The organism is Alicyclobacillus shizuokensis NBRC 103103 (genome assembly GCF_001552255.1).
Classification (GTDB): domain Bacteria; phylum Bacillota; class Bacilli; order Alicyclobacillales; family Alicyclobacillaceae; genus Alicyclobacillus_G; species Alicyclobacillus_G shizuokensis.
This window is the reverse complement of sequence record NZ_BCQV01000110.1, coordinates 1-1,830: the sequence shown is the minus strand read 5'-3', so window position 1 is coordinate 1,830 and position 1,830 is coordinate 1. Positions and strand designations below refer to the sequence as shown.

The 1,830-nt window shown below is 45.3% G+C and carries 2 protein-coding genes and 1 pseudogene; 1 reads left to right on the top strand and 2 read right to left on the bottom strand.

Going from position 1 to position 1,830, the window contains the following annotated elements; all coding sequences use genetic code 11:
- Positions 1-189: 189 nt before the first annotated feature.
- Positions 190-951: an SDR family NAD(P)-dependent oxidoreductase gene (locus tag ASH01S_RS17520; RefSeq protein WP_067929717.1), complete on the bottom strand. Its 762-nt coding sequence runs from the start codon at positions 949-951 to the stop codon at positions 190-192.
- A gap of 126 nt (positions 952-1,077) precedes the next feature.
- Positions 1,078-1,437 (bottom strand): annotated as a pseudogene (locus ASH01S_RS17515) (transposase); the annotation flags it as partial.
- A gap of 151 nt (positions 1,438-1,588) precedes the next feature.
- Between ASH01S_RS17515 and ASH01S_RS17510 the strand changes: the two are divergent.
- Positions 1,589-1,830: UPF0236 family transposase-like protein (locus ASH01S_RS17510; protein ID WP_157067237.1), on the top strand; the 242-nt coding region annotated here is incomplete at its 3' end.

The following is a 1,830-nucleotide window of genomic DNA, read 5'->3' as shown; positions in this document are numbered from 1 at the left end:
TTCAAACCTAGCGTTCATTCTCCAAGATCTACTGCTAAAACCAAGCAACAAAACGACTCGACCGCGTTGGTCGAGACCATGGAATTATTAAGCAGAAATTGTATGAAAGAAAGACTGATAATGTTGGAGTATTAATGACTTGATCGATAATACTTATTTTAGGTAATATTGCACTTGAAATAAATATATTTACCTGATCGCTTGCCCACCGTCGGCAACCACCTCTGAACCGGTCATAAACTTTGATTCATCAGAGGCTAGAAATACCGAAATATAAGCGATATCCTCAGGATCCCCAAACTTACCGAGCGGGATATGCGCATCTGCAAGTTGCTTCCGCACTTCTTCTGGTACATGCTTCCTAACCAAATCAGTTAAAATATATCCTGGGTGTATTGAATTTACACGGATATTAAATCGAGCCAGATTATTAGCGGCAACTTTAGTTAAAGTTCGGGTCGCCCCTTTTGCTGCTGAATAAGCTATACCTGCACCTGGCAAAGCCAACAAAGCCGCTAATGATGATATGTTTACAATGGAACCCCCGCCCGCTTTTTTCATTTCTGGAACAACATGTTTTATCCCCAGTAAATTTCCTGTTGCATCAACACTCAGTACTTTATTCCAGTCGTCCAAAGGATAGTCTTCAAAGTCAGCATCTGACGCACCAATCCCGGCATTGTTAATGAGAACATTAATTTTACCAAAGTGTTCAGCACCTTGCTTTACAGTATCTTCCCAGCTTTTTTCGTCCGTTACATCATGTCTGATTGCGATAGATACTTCACCATATTGTTTATTGATATCATTTACAACTTCCTTAAGCTTATCATCTTGAATGTCTGTTGCAATTACCTTTGCTCCTTCCCTAGCGAATAATTGTGCGGTTACCGCGCCCATTCCGCTTGCTGCCCCTGTGATGATCGCTACTTTATCTGACAGACGTCCCATTATATTCCCTCCTTGTATATTATGTTATATAATGTTTGACCCTTATTTTAGAAGACTATCTAAGGTGGGCCCTTTTGTCAAGACACACTTTTCGTAGTTTAAGTTAATATATTGATTACCGATTCTTCAGATAGCAGTGGGAGGGTGTAGTGTAGCATCCTCCTGGAAGTAAACCTCTGCTGGCGTCCGATAGCCCAGTGATTGGTGGCGGCGTCGGTAGTTGTAGTGTTGTATGAACTGGGAGATTCTTTGCCTCGCCTCTTTCGGGCTGTTGTACTCGTGTAGGTAGACTTCCTCGTACTTCAGAGTGCGCCAGAAGCGCTCAGTGATGATGTTATCCAGTGCTCGGTTTTTCCCGTCCATACTGATTCGAACCCCTGCTTGCTTTAAGAGATCCGTGTATTGTTCACTGGTGAAGTGGCTTCCTTGGTCGCTGTTCCAAATCTCCGGTTTTGCTTGGCGCAGAGCGGATTGCACCGCCGTCAGCACGTGTCTCCACCATATATGGGCCGAAGAGCGTGTAAAGTTTCAGTAGGGGCTTTTCCTCGAGAGGAAGGGGGAAGGCAAAAATAGAAGAGACCTCACTACAACATCCAAAACACCCGCGTTGCAGCGCGGTAAAAGGAGTGAGGTCTCTGTGTTCCCGATTCGACACGCCTTGAATGTTTTCCTGCAGCTGATGGCTGACCTTCAATCGGCAATATCTAACTCCAGGAGCTTTGCAGAGTTGGAGGAGGGCGTGGAAAAGGCCGTCAAAGTGAGCGCACGCAGTCTGCTGTCACAGGCCTTGGAGGCCGTGGATGAACAGCTCATGCACTCTCGGGACAAAAAACGCCTGGAGTTGGTCCATCGGAAACAGCGTACGATTGTGAGCACTGT

What these genes read in the sequence shown, in the direction of transcription:
- ASH01S_RS17520 (WP_067929717.1), bottom strand. Translation starts at nt 951, where the DNA reads ATGGGACGTCTGTCAGATAAAGTAGCGATCATCACAGGGGCAGCAAGC.